Here is a 17561-nt window from a genome sequence, read left to right on the forward strand (position 1 = left end):
ATATTACTTTATCATATTCATCTATCAATACTACTACCTGCTTTCCTGTTTTTTTGTATATTTCTTTTAACAAATATCATAAATTTATACTTTTTGTAAAATCATTTAATTCATATATTTTATCTTCTATATATATATTCAAATTATATTTTATAAATTCTTCTACATCTTCAAATTTATTATAACTTGCAAAACTTATATACACTACTGGATTTGTTTCTTCAAAATTTCGTTTATTATAAATATATGTATTTTGGAATAATTCTTTTTCTCACATATACAAATATTTTATCATTGATAATGTCAACGATTTCCCAAATCTTCTTGGTCTAGACAAAAAATAATATTTATTACTTATCAATAAATTATGTATTGTTTTAGTTTTATCTACATAGTAACTATTCCTTGTTATCAACTCTCTAAAATCTTGTATTCATATCGCTATTTTTTTCATCTCTTTATTTTTTTAATATTACTAAATCTCTTTCATTATATTTTTTTCTTTACCAAAATCAACATTTTTTCCTCGCTCACGGGTGAAATTATATTTTTAAAGTTTCAATATTCTATTTTCAGAAATTACATATAAAAAATCATCTTTAGAAATAATATAATTTTTATTATAATATATATTATTATCTTTATAATTTCTTATTCATATAATATTAACATCTTCTTTTAAATAATTACCTATCAATTCCCATAATTGTTTACCAGTCCATTTTTCATCTAATTCTACTTGATAAATTTCTTTACCAAATCTATTGTCTAATAATTCATATATAATATCACTAACATTATCAGTTAATGATCTTACAAACAATCTATGTCATATTAGATTAGAATTTATAACTTTATTTACTCAAGCTTTTTGAAATAAAATAATATTTTTATCATCTTTTATTTCGGATAATATATATATTTTTTCGTTTTTTATTCTAATATTCATAATATAAGCCAAAGTATTTTTATCTGCTTGATCATTATTTTCAGATAATATTATAAAATTTTTGGCATTTGTTATATTAGACTTATATAAAGATTCATCATTTTCAGGACTACCAGCTACAAAATAAACATCTATTCATTCTCATTGTAAATTCAAAATACCATTAGGTATTTTATCTAAATTTGATAAAAAAACTATTTTAGTCTTATTTTCATTATAGAGTTGTCTTATTATGCTATAAGTACTATATTTTGCTTCTCAATATACAATACTATGATTTCAAAAATTTATAGATAAAGTTCAATTCATTTTTTTTTCATTATTTGTAAATAATATATTTGTAATTTTTATAGCTATATCTCAAATTATTCATAAAGTCAAAAGAATATATATCATAGCTAAAAACTGTCATAAATATGTTATAGGATATTTATCTCAATATCATATAGTTGTAGATGTAATAAAAGCCCACCATAAAATATCCCACCAAGAAGAAAAATATTCATTATTTCATTTTTCAACTAAATATATTAATATAACTAATAAAAACATAATAAATAATATAGAAAAAACAGTTTTATTAGTTTTAATCTTATTTCAAATATTTTTAAGTAATACAAAAATCATTAGTAAAAATTACTATATAAATTAATCAATTTTTATTAAATCAATTTTAATTTCAATTTCTTTATTAAAAATTTTATTCAATATTTTTTTTAATACTTGTAAATTTTTTTCGTTTGTAATTACTGCATATTGAAATTCATTTGACACATTCATATGTAGATATCAATTTTGAAAAGATTGAATACTTGAATACCTTTTCAAAGCTGTTTTTAAAGAAGTAGAATCAATATTTTGAACTATTTTTTCAATTAAATCATCATTTTTATCTATTCATTCATATTTTGTTGTAAAAAATTTAGATAACTCTTTTTTGTAAAGAATAGTATTTATAGGATAAATTTTGGAATCTTTAATAATATTTATCATACAATCAGATAATTTAGTATAAAGTTCTTGATCTTCCAAAAAATGTTCATCACTATATACAATTATTTGTTTTGCAAAATCTATCAAATCTATTCATCAATTAGAAATTTTTTGTAATAATTCAAAACTAGATTTTAAATCTAAATTTTTAATATATTCAATAAATTCTATAATTGTAGAATTTCAAACAATTCATAAAAATTTAATAACATTATCTTCAGTAATTTTTTCAAAAAAGTTTATTTGTTCCAAATACTTAATTGAATCTCTCATAGCTCAATCAGAATTTTGTGCTATCAAATTTAAAGCTTGTTTATCATAATTATATCATTCTTGCTCACAAATATAAGATAATCTTGCAGATATATCATCTATATTTAATTTTTTAAAATTAAATACTTGACATCTAGAAACAATAGTATCTTTTATTTTATTTATTTCAGTAGTAGCTAATATAAAAAATAAATATTCAGGTGGTTCTTCCATTATTTTTAATAATGCATTAAAAGATGAGCTTGAAAGCATATGTACTTCATCTATAATATAAACTTTTTTCTTCAAAACAGAAGGTGGATAAAAAGCTTTATCTATAATTTCTTTTCTTATATTATCTACTTGTGTGTGAGATGCAGCATCTATTTCTACAAAATCTATATTCTTATTTTCATTTATACTAATACAAGAAAAACATTTATTACAAGGATTTCAATTTTTAGGATTTTGACAATTAACTGCCTTTGCCAAAATTCTAGCAACACTAGTTTTTCAAGTTCATCTAGATCAAAAAAATAAATAATTACTGATTAATTTTTTATTTATTACTTGATATTGCAATATATCTATAATATGTTTTTGATTTACTACCGTATCAAAATCTCTGGGACGATATTTTATATATAATGACATAAATTATTTATTTATAAATAAAAAAACTATATATAAACTATATATAGATTTTATTCTTTTTTTCAATTTATTATTTATTTATTATTTATATTTTAAATAAATTAATTTATAAATAATATTCATTTTTATTTTTATTTTTCAAAAAATTATTTATTAATTTTAATATACAAAACCAAATAAAAATTAGTTTAAATATTTAATTTACTATAATAAATTCTATTTACCACCAAAAGAACCTCATCATCGTGAAGAACTTGAAGAACTTGAAGAATAATTTCTACATGTTCATACACAAGGTCAATAACTTGTAGAATATATCCAATCTATATTTGCTTTTCATGTTTTCATATCTATTTGTTTAGATATTGGTTCAGGACTTTTTCCATAACTTATAAATCATATAACAGACCCCATAACTATACTTACGAAGAAAAGTATATAAATACTCATTTTATTCATTTAATTTTATATTATCTAGTAAATAATTTTTTATTATACCTCCACTATATGGATATTTTTTATTTCATATATAAATATCTCATTTTTTATCATTATTATTGAAATAATTTATATTATTTTTATATTTTTCAAATTCATTTAATATTTTTTTATCTTCTTCAGTTTTTATAGAAAATTTTATTCAACTTATATCTTTAAATTTATTTTTTGTTCAACCATAATCATATTTTTTTTCTCAATCTGGTAATTTTAATATATTATTTTTATCAAAACTTATTTTATAATTTCAATTATCTTGATTTTTAAATGAATATTCTTTTGGTCATATAAAAAAACTTAAACTTAAATATGCGAATAAAGCAGATAAAATTAAATTAAGTACAAAATATAATTTTATATTTTTTATTTTAAATTTAATATATAATACACAATAAGTAACAATAAGTATTAAGAATGATATAATCGGAGATATTCGTATAAGAAAAAGAGAAAGACATATAACAACAATACTGGATATAATTATTAAATTATTTTTAATATCTTTTAAATTTAATAAGTTGTTTAATGGCTCATAACTATAAGACACTTCATTATATTTATTTAAATATACTTTTTTTCTTTCATAAATTCAAACCTCTTTTTGTGTTCAAGAGGATTCTTTTTCAAGAATATAATCTTTTCAAGAATACGAAAAATAATAAAGAATAACTTCCTCTCAAATAGTATATGATTTAGTATTTTCTCAATAAATTTTTTCAACTTTAACTTGATTAATTTCATCTATAGTAATATCTCATTTATTAGTTTTTATATATCAAGAATTTATTTCTTGTATATCAAAAATAGGAATTATTTTCCAACTAAGTTCTGTTTCATCTTTTTTTCAAACATTCCAATATGCTCTTGATTCAGAAAGATAATTTATTTCTCAAGTTATATCTACAAGCAAATATTCATTATATTCCAAACCTCACAACTCATCCCCTTCTTTCCATTCTCATTTATAATTAACTACAGAAGATATAGTATAATTCCTAGATTCTATATCTATATTTTTTCACACTCAAACATTATCAAGAAAAATTGATTTTATATTATGTTGTTGCCAAACGAATTTTGTTCAACAACTTTCACAAGCAAATTCAAGCTGTTTAGTTTCTCAATTTTTGTAATCTTGATAAATTTTTTTTACATTTTCATTCATTCTCAAATAATTTCAACAACTTGTACATTGTATAGCTTTTCATCATATTTTTACTTTTCATTCTCTTTGTGAGTATTCTCATCCTTGTGAATCTTTACAAATGTTTTGATACATTTGTTTATATTTTTTTAGATATGGACTATCAGGTTCTTCTTTTTCTAAGGAAACTAAAAGATTTTGCATCTTATTGCAATCTTTATTTACATAAGCATCATATAAATCTTTTAGTATTGAAGAACTCATAAAATTAAAAATTAAAAATATTAAATATTATCAGTGTATAGCAGCAGCTATTATTATAGCAATAGATATAAATAAACATCAAATTATAATTCATAAAGATACATTTTCATCTTCTATCAATTCTTTATGTAAAGACCAAGGAGTTACTTTATCAAGTACGATTATTATTGTTACAAAAATTAATATTCAAATAAATATATAAACTAAACTTCATATTAAAACATTTGTGTCTAACATTATTTATATAATTAATAAATTAAAAGTGTATATTCATTATAAATATTTTTTATTATTTATCAAATTATTTTTGATTTTTTCTTAATTTATTAAGTTTATTTAATTTAAAATAGCGAGCTAATTTATTTCATATACTTAAAACAAATCAATCATTATTTTTTATTTTACAAGTATCAAATATACAAATCACTTTTCAAGTATTGGAATTACTTATTATATGTTTTCAATTTCAAAATCCTACAAATATTAAACCTTCATTTCATATACTTTTAATATTTCATATATTATTAAATACATATTGTTTTCAAGTATTTCAACTATTATTTTGATATCATTCATTATCACTATTGTCTTGTAATCATTTATTTCAAACATTATATTGTATTCATAAATTTACACTATTATTTTGTTCTCAAGAATTTGAAAAATTATATTGTTCTCAATTATTATAACTATTATTCTGTTCTCAAGAATTTAAAGCATTATATTGTTTTCAACAATTAGAACGATTATTTTGTTTTCAAGAATTAGATTTATTATCTTGTAATCAATAATTAAAATCATTTTCTTGAATTCAACAATTAGCTACAATAAATTGATTTCAATTATTTCAAATATTATATTGAACTCAATTATTTCAATAAATATGTTGAACTCAATTATTTCAATCATTATGTTGAATTCAATGATTAGCAATAATATATTGAGTTCAATGATTGTCAATATTATATTGTGTTCAATTATTATTTTTATTTATTTGTAATCAATAATTTAAAGAATTGTATTGTTCTCAATCATTTTCAAAACTGTATTTTCTTCAATAATTACATCTATTAATAAGTTTTGATTCAGACCAATCAGAATTATTTTTAAAATATTTTTTTTCTTGTTTATCTTCTTGACTTTCTTCATTTTCTTCATTTTCTTGAAGAACTAAACATATACTATAACTAAAATCCTTTTCATCAAAAATATCTAAATTTTCACATTCATTAAATTTTGTAGTTTCCATAAATATGTAATTATATAGTAAAATTATAATAAAATTTATATAATTAAAAAAAATAAAATGTCAATAGATAAATATTATTTTTATATTTTCTATAAAAGTTTTTAAATAAATTTACTATAAGTCAAATAAAAAAATATATTATATAAAATAATTAATTCATATTGTGCCAAATTTTTCAATTTGATAAAACAAAATAAGATTTTATATTATTTTTTTCACAAAATTCTTTTCATAAATCAAATCACATACTTAAAATACTTGTAGATAAAGAATCAGTTTTGTATGCAAATTTGTCCAAGACACTAATAGTTATTATATCAAATTTTTGATTTTTTTCTCAAGGAGTTTTTATATGATGAAATTTATTTCAATTATTATTTTTTCGTTTTCTTATATTAATTCAAGAACTTGATAAAGAACAATTTGTCAAAGAAAAGTTTATTAATTTATTATTTTGAAGTCAATTTGGAACTGAAACTATCCAATTTTTTCAATTTTGATTTTTCCCAGATACATATATATCACCACCAACATTAACTAAAAATTATTTACATTATTTAATTTCAAAAATTTAGCTATCAAATCAGACAAATATCATTTTCCTATTGCACCAAAATCTAAATTCATACCATCTTGCAACACTACAGTATCTCAAAATATTCATATTTTATTAAAATCTAAATTTTCTTTATTTTTTTCAAAATCAAAATTATTTATTTCCCAAGATTTTCAATATCATATATTTGACAAATTTACCAAAGGATTAAAAAATCAATTAGTAAAATCATAAATTTCTTTAGATTTAATCAAAAGTCATAAAAAATCTTGATCTATTTTTAATTTTTTTTCATTATTTAATATAGACAAAAGAGAATTTGGAATAAATCTAGAATATTTTTTTTCAAAATCACTAGAAATTTGATAAACTTTTTTGATAAGATTATCAGCTTCTTTTTTGTCAGAAACAATTAAACTAATATGTAAAATAGAACCAAGTCATTTGAATACATATTTAAAAATTTTCATAATTATAAATTAAAGCTTTTTATAAATAAGTTTTTATTAAAATTAAATAATTTATATATAATAAATATTATTAACAATTCAATATTAAAAGTAATTTATATTTTTTTATTTATTTGATATATCAATATTTTTTAAAATAATTTGAAACTTTGCTAGAAAAGATTATATAAGTTCTATAGAATACATAAAACAAATATCTGTTCTAATTAATTTTCAATTACGACAAATAAAGACTTGATTTAAGAAAATGTATAAAAAAAACTACAAATTGTAAATTATTTGTAGTTTAAATTTGAAATTATTAGTTATTACTTGTAAGTTTAACTTCAGTATTTATATAAATAATTCTATCATTTACAGTAAGTCATTGAGGTTGTTTTCATACATTATTTTGTTTAAATCATGAATTATCTTGTATATCTTGCCAAACTTTTTTTTGTGCTCTTAATACTTCCAACTGTACCAAACTATGAGAGAATTTTTCTTCTTCCAAAATCCCCATCTCTTGTCTCAAAAAATATCATTTAGTTGAACTAATATTTACAAAGAACAAATACGACAATATTACAGATACTAATATCATAGATATTGTTACAAGTTTCAATTGATTTATTAATCTACGATTTTTTTTAACATTATTTTTAATTTCTATATATTTTTTTGATATACTTTCAACAAAAACAAATTTATTCATTTATTACATAAATATTAATATTATAAAGCCTTTATTATTCTCAATTTTGCACTTCTAGAAGCATTATTTTTTTGTATTTCTTGATAAGAAGGTTTTATTACTTTTTTGTTTATGAGTTGAAAGTTTCCAATTCTAGATTTATCCTTAAATTTATATTTTACTATTCTATCTTCTATACTATGATAAGTTATTATGAAACATTTTCATCCAGAATTCAAATATGAACCAAAATTATCCAAAAATTTTTCCAAATGTCAAAGTTCATTATTTACTACAATTCTAACACATTGAAAGACTACAGATATTTTTTTAGTTCACAATCAAATATTTTTTAATAAATTAACAAAATCAAATGTAGTAGATAATTTAGATTTTTTCCTTTCTCAAATTATACAATCTGCCATATAATCAGCAAATTTTGTAGTAAAATCTCAATATTTATTAAAAGCTTGAGAAATATCAGATCTATTTCAATTATTCAAAAAATCGTAAGCAGAATATTGCGAACTACTATCAAATCTCATATCTAGATTTCAATCTTTTTTTATAGAAAAACCTCTATCTGACAATTTGAAATGATCCATATTTACTCATAAATCAAGTAGTATTCAATCAAATTTTTTATCTCATATGTTTTTGGAAATATTTTCCAAATCTGAATAATTATTATTTTGAAAAATTATTTTATCTCAAAATGAAGTTAAATAAGATTTAGCTTTTTTTAACATTTGTGCATCTCTATCAACCGCAACAAATAATGTATTATCAAAATTTCAATTTGAAAAAAAATACTCTATATGTCATCAGTGTCAAATAGTTCAATCCATAAATACAGACATATCCTCTGATAAATTTTCTAATATTTCTTTTGCTAAAACTGGAATATGTCTCATTTTAAATAAATTAATCTAAATAATAATTATACAAATAATTTGAAAATAAAACCTCAAAAACATCATAGTTACTATATACTCAATAAATTTAAAAAGTCAAAACATTATAAAAAAATAATAATTGACTTTTTATTAAAAGTATTTATTTTATATTTAAAGTCATTTTTCATAAAATTACTAACTTAAAGAAAAAAAAATTAAGGTTAAAATACTTTTTTGAGATGAATAATTTTATTTTAAATATAATTAAAAATATTTTAAAAACTATATTTAATTTGTTTTTTTAATAAAAATAATTATAAAACTAGATATTTTATATGAATAAATTTTGTTGATGAAAAAAAAATATTATTTTATATTAATTTGATTGTTTTTTTTATGGTGAATTTTTTTGAGATTTTATAATTTATGATGAGCAAGTTTTTGGATAGATGAATGATATAGTAGTATTACTTCTTATTATTCTTTACAAAATAATTTTTTGCCTTTATTGCAATCTGGTAGATATGATTTTAGTCAATATTTTTTTACTTTATCTCAAAATTTATCTTTTTCTATATTTTGATATAGTGATTTAAGTGCTAGAATTCCATCTTTTGTTTTTTGAATATTACTTATGATTTTGAGTACTTTATTTGCATATGAACTACTTAAATGACATAAATATAAATATATTTGAGTTTTATTTATAAGTTTTCTATCTTATTTTTCTACTTGGCAAATTATTTGGTCTAGAGAAGCTAGATTTTATGAATTACTTGCTCTTATTTTGTTGTTTTGAGTATATTTATTATATAAATTTGAAATATCTAAAAAATGAATTTATTTTTTGATTTTTTCAATAATAGCTTGAATAGGAAGTATTTATCATCCTTTTTTATTATCGCTTTTTGCTATATGATGAATTTATTTAATATATTTTTTTGTCAGTAAATTTATTATGTCAAATTATGATAAAACTATTATTAAAAAAAATTTAAAATATATTTTTATGATATTTTGATGATTTTTATTTTATTTATCAATTACTAGTTTATTTAAATATATCACAAATTGATGAGTTGATATTTGAAATATTGTACCAAATACTTTTGATTTACCACAAAATTTAAAAGAAAATTATATTAATTTTTATAATAATTTATTATTAGAAGAATTATGAATTTTGCATATATTTTTTATATTTTGATCTTTTTATTTAGCTTATATTAGAAAATATTTTTATTTGATAATATTTTTATGAACATTTTTGATTAATTTTTTTGTTATTTCTCAAAAATGAATAATGCTTCATTCTAGATATATGTATCATATATTTAGTATTATAACTATATTTGGATCTTATATTTTTTTTATTTTTATAAGTTATTTATATGACAAAAGTATTTGATTCAAAAATAAAATATATAAAATATTGTTATATATATTTATAATATTTTTAAATTTTAGTTTATTTTATAGTTTCAATATTAATCTACTACCTAAAAATGTTTATTATATAGATTATACTTCACCAAAACCCAATTTTAAATCAGCTTATAATTTTGCAAAAAATAATTATCCTAATACCAAAATAATATCATGAATGCCACAATTATGTGTATGGTACAATATAGAAAATAAAAATATTTGTCAATATTCTATGAGAGTTAATCTTACTTGAAAAAAATCAGCTAATGAAAGACTTATACAAGAAACAAATCATAATTATACTGCTATTCCTTATATAAATAACATATCTCAAATATGAAATAATTTATTTATACTTGATGATTTATCTTTAAGAATGAGTATTAATAAAGAAATAATTGACTATGTATTAAATAATTGTAATAAAATATTTGAAGATATTTGAAACGAAAAAAAATATAATTACATTTGAGTTTGGAAATGTAAAAATTAAGTTAATAAAAAATAAATAATATTTTAAAAAATTAAATTTTGATAATATATATTTCTTTACTTTCTTTCCTCGTAGATTTTGGTTTAAAAGTTTTTATTGATTTTGATCAATAAATCTTTTTTAGATCAGACAAAAATTCTTCAAATCAAGGTCCCATAAATATTTTTATTACAAATTTTCATTCATATCAGAGATATTTTTTGTAGATAGGTAAAGTTTTTTCTATAAGAGCTATAGATTTGATAGCATCCAAGTCTTTAATTCAAGTAGTATCTGGAGCCATATCAGATATGATAATATCAAATTTTTCAATATTAGATTCTTTCAATATTTTTTGTACATTATCAAAATCGGAAATATCTTGTTTGTATGTAAAAACATTTTCCAAGTTTAATGAAACTTCTTTAAGATCAAATCAAATTATTTTGTAATTTAAATTATTGTTTATCTTGTTCCAAGTATATTGTATCCAACTTCATGGTGAACATCATATATCCAAAACTTTTTTAATAGTTTTATCAAAAAGATTAAATTTTTGATCAATTTCTTCAAGTTTAAAAACACTTCTAGCTTTATATCAAGATTTTTTAGCTTTTTTGAAATAATAGTCGTATGGATTATACATATATATTTTTAAAAAATAAATTAATCATCAAGTCACAAATCATCAAAATCATCAATTTTTCAATCATTTATATATTTGTGAATTGCATTCCTAGTAGCCAAAAGTCAAAGCAATACTGCCCTATTTCTTCTAGAACTAACTTGCATTCATAATTCTTCTCTCATAAAATCTAAATCCCATGCAAGAATTTCTTGCAAATCAATTCATTGAATTTCTTCAGCAAGTAAACTTACTGCTGTAGTAGTTATCATAGAAGTATCTCAAGTAAAACTAAATTCTTTTATTTTATTATTTTCTATTTTCAAAAAAACATTTATTCAATCACCACAAACTGGATTTCATTCTTGATAAGAAATATCAAAATCTTTCATTTCATAATTATTAACTGGATTGCTTGAATAATCTTGAATCAATGTAGCAATATCAAACATAACATTTTATTAAAAAAATAAATCTAATTAATTATTGATATAATCAAAAAATTTATTTGAAATATTTTCATTATTTAAATTTTCATTAAAATTATTTATATAAGAACTAATAATAAGATTATAATAAGATTTTAAATCTATTCATTTGGAACAAATATAAAATTTATCAAATTCATTTAATTTTGAAATACTTGCTCAATGACTTGCTTTTACATCATTACAAGAAACATTTAATGTAGGAGTAATATTGCTCGTTCAATTATCTGTCAAAAACACTGTTTTTTGATTCAAATATCATTCTGATTTATAAGAATCAAAATCAATAAATACATTTCAACTAATATTTATTACTCATCAATCATCACATAATCATATAATTTCAGTATTTGAATAAATTTCTTTATTTAATAAATTAATAGATAAATTTCAATTTATTTCTTCTTTATTTTTGGAAAAAGAAAGAGATTTGATATTTACACAAGATTCTCAAGATAATATATCTATTTTTATATCAAAATTATTTTTTCATACAATTCATAAATTGTAATTTATATTAGCTGGACAAGATATTTTTATATATCTTTTAGTTTCATTATTTACCAAAAAATCTATAATTAAAATATTTTTTCAATCCAAAACTTCAATATATTGCTCAGAATTGTTTATATAATAAATTCAATCTTCAAAAATTTTCATATTTTTATGAAATTATTTTCTAAAAATACTAGTAAATATTTATAAGAATTATATTTTTTTTTTCAATTAAAAATAAATAGATTTTTTGATTTTAAAACTTGATTTATTTAAAAAATTTATTAATAATAAGTTGTTTATTATAAAATAATTAATTATATATGAAAATATATTTATTTTTCAAAAAATATTATGTAGCTATGTGATATAAATTAGCTATGTTTTTATCAAAACAAAAAATGCATCCAAATACTGCTAGTTTAATTTCTATATTTATTATTTTTCCTATGTTTTTTTTTATAGATAATTATATTTATAATAATTTATTATTAACTATATATTTATTTATTGCCATAAATATAAAACTTATTTTAAATGCAATTGATTGAATAATTGCTAGAGATCAAAATATAAATACAAAATTTTGAATGTTTTTAAATGTATGAACGGATATATTACCTGATTTATATATCATATATATAATTTTGAATAAATTATGAGTAGATATTTTTTTAATTTATTATATATTATTGATAATTATTTTTTATTTTATATTAGAAATATTATTTATATATTTGTATAATAAACAAAATATTTTTATATGATGAAAAGAATCTAGAACATTTTTTTATTTATTAATATTAATTGTATGATATTTTAATTTTAATTATAATATTTTATTATATTTTTATATATTTATAACTATTTTACATAATGCTTGATTTTTTATTAAAAAATATAGAAATTAATTTACTTATTTTATTTTTTATTATAGCTTTTATTTGTTTTGTAAGTATCAAAAATGATTATATTCATGAAAAAATTAAATGATGGATATATATAATATTATTTAGTTTTTTGTTATTTATAAACAATATTACTTTAATATTATCTTTAATCATTATTTGAACGGTTGCAATTTATGAATTTATAAAAGTTTTGAAGTTTTCATTGATAAAAAATATAATATATTGATCAATATTTTTATTTTTATTAATATGATTTTTGTATTTTATGTATATGAAAGTAAATTTATTTTTTTATTTGTTTATTATTTTATCTTTTTCTGATATAATAGCTTATTTTGTTTGAAAATGAATAACATGGAAAAAATGATTTACTAAACTGAGTCCAAATAAATCACTTAGTTGAGTTATAGCTCAAATATTTTTTATATTTATAATACTTATAAATATACTTGTATTTATTTTGGAAATAAATATTTTTTATTCTTTATTTATATCATTATTTATTTGATTTTTGGGACCAATATGAGATTTGATTGAATCATATTTTAAAAGAAAATCTTGAATAAAAGATATGGCTAATTATATACCTTGACATTGATGATTATTAGATAGAATTGATTCTATTTTTTTGAGTGCATGAATTGTATGACTTATTTATTTTTTTATTAGTTTTTAACTATGTTTTTCCCAGATATAAAAAGAAATGATATATGGCAAAATTGACACAATAAATTATGTAGTATAGAAAAAAATTGAAATAAATTTATTATTGAAAATATAAGAGATTTTGATCATGAAAATAATGAATTTAATTATATAAATAAAATATATGATTTAGAAAATTTGGAAAAAATTATATTACATTCTTGTCCTTTTTGATTTAAAAAATTATTTTCACATTTGATAATAGAATTTTGTTTTTCATGAGAAAAAAGTTTATTTTTATCAGTAGAATCAAGAAGACAAGAATGAGAATGATTCTCTATAATTAAATGATGTTTTAGACATTATGGTTTGATATTTGTTTGGTGAACAAAAAAAGATTTAATACATTTAAGAACAAAAATAAGAAAAACAAAAATTGAAACTTATGAATTAATGTTTGATGATAAAAAAATGAAAGAATGATTTCTATATTTAATAGAAAAAACTAATTCTCTCATACAAAATCCTAAATATTATAACTCATTTTTTTGTAATTGTGTAACTAATTTATATGATGTTTTGAAAATATATTCAAAAAAAAATATAAAATTTTCATCAAATATAATCTTTTCTAGCAAAGTTCCAAATTATTTAAAAAAATATTGATATATCAAATAAATAAAAAAATAATAAATTATTTTATTTTAATAAAAACTTATTTATAAAAAGCTTTAATTTATAATTAAAGATAAAAAAATTATTAAAGCAAAAAAACTTAAGATACTATAAGACCAAATCTTAATAGATAATTTGTAGTATAACATTTTAGTTTCTTTATCTATTGTGTCTTTACATCTATATTTAATTAATATAATATAAATTATACTTGCAACTAATAATGTAGTAATTAATGCACTTAATAATGTAGTAATTAATATTTCTCATATTCATCAACTTAACTGTAAATCATTTAATAATATATTTAAAATGGGTAATAATATTATAGATAATAAATTTATTAATAATAAATCTATTATCGTACTTTTATAACTTAATTTTATGTTAAAAGTAATTAAATGTTTATTTTTAATTAAAATAATATTATAAAAAAAATAAATAAGTCAATTAATCAATAATGTTACTAAAATAAGTGGTATCTCTAGCATATCATTTGTATTATTAATTAAATTTAAAATTCATTTGATGAATTATCAAATTAATATATAGTTTTTACTTTTTTTTTTCAATTAAAAAGCCATAATTTTTTATTGTCAAATACAATAATATTTATTGAAATAAAAATCTTCAAATCATAATTCTCATTATTACTAAATATCAAGATTTAGATAGAATCATTACTCAAGATAAATTTATTTTAGTTTGACTCAAATTCTTAATCTAAAAATTTTGTACATAAAATATAAAAAAATCTCTGTTTTTGAAACAGAAATTTTTTAAAATTGTATTTTTATTAAATTATTTTCATTTGATATTTATTGCTTGCAATATTCTATCCAAAGATAAAATATAAGAAGAATCTCTCAAAGAGATAGATAATTTACTTGACATATCAAAAACATCTTTTGTTGATTTTTCCATTTGTTTTTTAAGTTTTTGATCAACTTCAATTTCTTCCCAATAATAATTTGCATTATTTTGTACTTGTTCAAAATAACTAACCAAAACTCAACCAGCATTTGCAAGTATATCTGGAATTACTGTAATTCATTTTTTTTGATAAAATATTATCAGCTTGCATATTTATAGGTCCGTTTGCCAACTCCAATACAATATTTGATTTAATATTATCAGCATTTGATTCTGTTATTTGATTTTCTAATGCAGCAAGTATCAAAATATCTACATCTAATTCAAGCAATTCTTCATTTGTCAAAATATTAACATTTTCATATTCTACTACGGATTTTTTATTATCTTTTATAGATTTTATTAAATCAAGATTTAATCATTCTTCAGAATATATTCATCATTTGCTATCAGATATAGCTGTTAATTTAGCTCATGAATCAGTTAAATATTTAACTATATTAATACCAGCATTTCAAGCTCATTGAATAGCAATTTTTTTTCATTTCAAATCATAATTTTTTAATTCCAAGATTTTATTAAGAACAAAAAATCATCATCTACTTGTGGCTGTATCTCTACCAATAGATCATCAAACTTGTATAGGTTTTCATGTAAAACTTCAAGGATTATTATTATTTGATAATTTACTATATTCATCCATCATCCATGCCATTATTTGAGGAGTAGTTCAAACATCTGGAGCTGGAACATCGTAATCAGGTCATAAATATCTTGATAGTTTTCTTACATATCATCTTGAAAGTTTTTCTAATTCATTATCAGAGAGACTTTTAGGATCTACAATTATTCATCATTTAGCACCTCATAAAGGAATTCAAACTAAAGCAGTTTTCATACTCATCCATACTGATAAAGCTTTAGTTTCATCCATAGCAACTCATTGATGAAATCTTATTCATCACTTATATGGACCTCTTACATTATTATGTTGTGATCTATATCATACAAAATTTTTTACTTCTCAGTTATCCATTTCAACATTAATATTTACTTGTATAACACGATCTGGATAAAGTATATATTCTAAATCATTTTTTGTAAATTTATTTTCCAAATATTCAAATGATTTTTTTATTTGATTTTGTGCATTTTCAAAAGAAGACATATTTTTTTATTTTAATATATAAATGTGATATTAATATTATCAAATTTAAACTAAAAATATATAGCAAATATTAAATAAAATATTTTTTTATTTGTAGTTGAAAAATAAGTTGAAACTCATCTTTATAAACAAAAAATAGTTAGCTTTGTAGTGGAGAATATTATTGTATTTTCTCTTGAGATTATAATTTTTTTCATTATATTAAATATAATATTTATTATCTTTTATTATTTTAAGTAATAATAATCATAATATGTTTATTAAAAAAGTACTCATAAATATAATTGAAAAACTTATATCACTCATCATATTGTTGAATCTTTTAGAAATAAAGATATAAAAAAAGTAAAACATAATGTTTCACATGGATACAAAAAACTACCTTACATAAAAGACGATAAAGAAAAAATTAAAGAATATTTATTTGTATGAATTGATGATTTTAGTAGAGAACTTTATGTTCATATTGCAACAGACAAAACCTAATCTTCAGCGACAGAAGCTCTAGCACAATTTATTGATGAATGTCCTTATATTATTGAATGTCTATATACAGATAATAGTAAAGAATATAAGTGAACACCAGATCATGAACTTATGAAATATTGTCTTGAAGCATGAACAAAGAAAAAATACACAAAAGTAAAAAGACCACAAACAAATGGTAAAGCTGAAAGAGTAATAAGAACATTAATGGATATGCGACATAGTAAAGAAACATTTATTTCAAGAGAAAATAGAAAAAAGTCTTTAAAAAGGTTTGTAAATCGATACAATTGTGTTAAACTTCATAAATGAATTGATAATAAAACACCATATGAAATTATAGATGAGTTTTATCACTGAAAATAAAAAAACTGTAAACAACTCTACCATTTCTTAAAAATTTTGAAATACAAATTATTTTAAAAAAAATTAGTTGATATTTTAATAATTTTTGTTATAAGATATCTAAAACTATAAATCGTATATTTAAAATGAATTAACATTTATGAAAAAAATATTGGTATGACTTAGTTGATGAGTAGATAGTGCAGTAAGTGCTTATTTATTACAAAAAAAATGATATGATGTAACTGCTTGATTTATGATAAATTATATGGCAGATGATAATTCTTGTCCTACTAAACAAGATATTCAAGAAGCAAAAAAAGTTGCTGAATATTTATGAATTAATTTTTTT

Annotated in this window: 20 protein-coding genes and 1 pseudogene; 6 read left to right on the forward strand and 15 right to left on the reverse strand. The window is 18.8% G+C overall.

What is annotated here, in order from left to right; genetic code table 25:
- From VAMP_RS01980 to rsmH, 11 genes are all read right to left on the reverse strand, one after another.
- Positions 1-454 (reverse strand): AAA family ATPase (locus tag VAMP_RS01980; protein ID WP_213348684.1); only part of this gene is annotated, 454 nt, incomplete at its 3' end.
- 96 nt (positions 455-550) lie between these two features.
- Positions 551-1576 carry an ion channel gene (locus VAMP_RS01985; protein WP_213348686.1) on the reverse strand — a complete coding sequence of 342 codons (1026 nt, stop codon included), beginning with the start codon at positions 1574-1576 and terminating at the stop codon, positions 551-553.
- A 21-nt stretch (positions 1577-1597) separates the two neighbouring features.
- On the reverse strand, positions 1598-2848 hold the full coding sequence (gene dnaX / locus VAMP_RS06980) for a DNA polymerase III subunit gamma/tau (protein ID WP_213348688.1): 1251 nt from the start codon (positions 2846-2848) through the stop codon (positions 1598-1600).
- Between the two features lie 216 nt (positions 2849-3064).
- A complete protein-coding gene (locus tag VAMP_RS01995; protein WP_213348690.1) occupies positions 3065-3298 on the reverse strand; it encodes a hypothetical protein in 234 nt (77 codons plus the stop codon).
- 1 nt (position 3299) lies between these two features.
- Positions 3300-4754: a hypothetical protein gene (locus VAMP_RS02000; RefSeq protein WP_213348692.1), complete on the reverse strand. Its 1455-nt coding sequence runs from the start codon at positions 4752-4754 to the stop codon at positions 3300-3302.
- A gap of 27 nt (positions 4755-4781) precedes the next feature.
- Positions 4782-4991 carry a DUF350 domain-containing protein gene (locus VAMP_RS02005; protein ID WP_213348694.1) on the reverse strand — a complete coding sequence of 70 codons (210 nt, stop codon included), beginning with the start codon at positions 4989-4991 and terminating at the stop codon, positions 4782-4784.
- A 64-nt stretch (positions 4992-5055) separates the two neighbouring features.
- On the reverse strand, positions 5056-6003 hold the full coding sequence (locus VAMP_RS02010; protein ID WP_213348696.1) for a hypothetical protein: 948 nt from the start codon (positions 6001-6003) through the stop codon (positions 5056-5058).
- 151 nt (positions 6004-6154) lie between these two features.
- Positions 6155-6433, reverse strand: a complete 279-nt coding sequence (locus VAMP_RS02015; protein WP_213348698.1) for an FAD:protein FMN transferase — start codon at positions 6431-6433, stop codon at positions 6155-6157.
- A 107-nt stretch (positions 6434-6540) separates the two neighbouring features.
- Positions 6541-7029 (reverse strand): FAD:protein FMN transferase, encoded by a 489-nt coding sequence (locus tag VAMP_RS02020; protein WP_213348700.1) that lies wholly within the window; start codon positions 7027-7029, stop codon positions 6541-6543.
- 301 nt (positions 7030-7330) lie between these two features.
- Positions 7331-7723, reverse strand: coding sequence for a hypothetical protein (locus VAMP_RS02025; RefSeq protein WP_213348702.1), 393 nt, complete (start codon positions 7721-7723; stop codon positions 7331-7333).
- Between the two features lie 20 nt (positions 7724-7743).
- Positions 7744-8616, reverse strand: coding sequence for a 16S rRNA (cytosine(1402)-N(4))-methyltransferase RsmH (gene rsmH / locus VAMP_RS02030; protein ID WP_213348704.1), 873 nt, complete (start codon positions 8614-8616; stop codon positions 7744-7746).
- A gap of 334 nt (positions 8617-8950) precedes the next feature.
- Here rsmH and VAMP_RS02035 point away from each other — a divergent pair, with 334 nt between their 5' ends.
- On the forward strand, positions 8951-10519 hold the full coding sequence (locus tag VAMP_RS02035; protein WP_213348706.1) for a glycosyltransferase family 39 protein: 1569 nt from the start codon (positions 8951-8953) through the stop codon (positions 10517-10519).
- A 31-nt stretch (positions 10520-10550) separates the two neighbouring features.
- On the opposite strand, the gene VAMP_RS02040 is transcribed toward VAMP_RS02035, so the two are convergent.
- Genes VAMP_RS02040 through VAMP_RS02050 form a run of 3 tightly spaced genes read right to left on the reverse strand, consistent with a single transcriptional unit; the run spans position 10551 to position 12271 of the window.
- Positions 10551-11207, reverse strand: a complete 657-nt coding sequence (locus tag VAMP_RS02040) for an SAM-dependent methyltransferase (protein ID WP_213348708.1) — start codon at positions 11205-11207, stop codon at positions 10551-10553.
- Positions 11165-11575 carry an iron-sulfur cluster assembly scaffold protein gene (locus VAMP_RS02045; RefSeq protein WP_213348710.1) on the reverse strand — a complete coding sequence of 137 codons (411 nt, stop codon included), beginning with the start codon at positions 11573-11575 and terminating at the stop codon, positions 11165-11167. Before VAMP_RS02045 ends, VAMP_RS02040 begins: the two co-directional genes overlap by 43 nt.
- Before the next feature lie 27 nt (positions 11576-11602).
- Entirely contained in the window at positions 11603-12271 is a 669-nt protein-coding gene (locus tag VAMP_RS02050; RefSeq protein WP_213348712.1) for a SufD family Fe-S cluster assembly protein, read from the reverse strand.
- Between the two features lie 158 nt (positions 12272-12429).
- On the opposite strand from VAMP_RS02050, the gene VAMP_RS02055 reads away from it, so the two are divergent.
- The 3 genes from VAMP_RS02055 to VAMP_RS02065 are packed head-to-tail and all read left to right on the forward strand — an operon-like array spanning position 12430 to position 14340.
- Positions 12430-13017, forward strand: a complete 588-nt coding sequence (locus VAMP_RS02055) for a CDP-alcohol phosphatidyltransferase family protein (RefSeq protein ID WP_213348714.1) — start codon at positions 12430-12432, stop codon at positions 13015-13017.
- Positions 12983-13693 carry a phosphatidate cytidylyltransferase gene (locus VAMP_RS02060; RefSeq protein ID WP_213348716.1) on the forward strand — a complete coding sequence of 237 codons (711 nt, stop codon included), beginning with the start codon at positions 12983-12985 and terminating at the stop codon, positions 13691-13693. Before VAMP_RS02055 ends, VAMP_RS02060 begins: the two co-directional genes overlap by 35 nt.
- A 2-nt stretch (positions 13694-13695) precedes the next feature.
- Positions 13696-14340 carry a lipoprotein N-acyltransferase Lnb domain-containing protein gene (locus VAMP_RS02065; protein ID WP_213348718.1) on the forward strand — a complete coding sequence of 215 codons (645 nt, stop codon included), beginning with the start codon at positions 13696-13698 and terminating at the stop codon, positions 14338-14340.
- 798 nt (positions 14341-15138) lie between these two features.
- Here VAMP_RS02065 and VAMP_RS02070 read toward each other — a convergent pair.
- Positions 15139-16378, reverse strand: a pseudogene (locus VAMP_RS02070) (Glu/Leu/Phe/Val family dehydrogenase).
- Positions 16379-16975: 597 nt separating this feature from the next.
- Between VAMP_RS02070 and VAMP_RS02075 the strand changes: the two are divergent.
- Together VAMP_RS02075 and VAMP_RS02080 are read left to right on the forward strand one after the other, a co-directional pair.
- Positions 16976-17230 carry an integrase core domain-containing protein gene (locus VAMP_RS02075; RefSeq protein ID WP_213348720.1) on the forward strand — a complete coding sequence of 85 codons (255 nt, stop codon included), beginning with the start codon at positions 16976-16978 and terminating at the stop codon, positions 17228-17230.
- 139 nt (positions 17231-17369) lie between these two features.
- Positions 17370-17561, forward strand: a 192-nt coding sequence (locus VAMP_RS02080; RefSeq protein ID WP_213348722.1) for a 7-cyano-7-deazaguanine synthase, incomplete at its 3' end; no start/stop codon positions are given.

The organism is Candidatus Vampirococcus lugosii, from assembly GCF_018420025.1.
Taxonomy (GTDB): domain Bacteria; phylum Patescibacteriota; class Gracilibacteria; order Absconditabacterales; family Absconditicoccaceae; genus Vampirococcus; species Vampirococcus lugosii.